The sequence below is a fragment of the uncultured Streptococcus sp. genome (genome assembly GCF_901875575.1).
GTDB lineage: Bacteria > Bacillota > Bacilli > Lactobacillales > Streptococcaceae > Streptococcus.
The window spans coordinates 1-590 of sequence record NZ_CABFMF010000060.1; the positions used below are offsets into that span (position 1 = coordinate 1).

1 pseudogene is annotated in these 590 nt (G+C 36.9%); it reads right to left on the bottom strand.

The window, feature by feature from the left end:
• Positions 1-590: pseudogene (locus tag QZ114_RS08535) on the bottom strand (hypothetical protein); the annotation flags it as partial.

The window sequence follows — 590 nt, forward strand, 5'->3', positions numbered from 1 at the left end:
TTACAACAGTTTCTTTTCCACCATTCGTAATTTTAACTGGGATTAAGATATTACGTTCTTCCTCATCTTTTTTCCAATCATTTACTGCCGGTGTTCCTTCTAGGTTACCATCATTGTTAACTGTTAAGCCATTCACCGATCCATCTGGATTATCTGTCGTAATCGTCGAATTTGGCATATTTGGTGTTACGACGGTTGTTGGAGTAACTGGTTTGTTCTCTTTAACTTTAGTTGGTGAAGCAACTATTGCTGTTAGATTATCAGGAACTTTTGGATTTGTATTATTTCTTTTCTCCACTTCATCTGGAATTCCATCATTGTCATCATCTGTATCTAAAACATCTGGTGTGCCATCTCCATCTGTATCACGTTGAATAATAACTGGAACTTCTACACGTATTTCTTCATTCCCATTCTTCACTTTAACTGGAATGTTGACTTTACGTTCTTCATCACTACCCCAATCCGTTACGCTTGGTCTTCCTGTTAATTTACCATCATTATCAACACTTAATCCATTGACTGGGTTTTCTGTTGTAATTGTTGAACCGTCTTTATTCGGTGTGACAACTTTCGGTAATGTTGAAGGA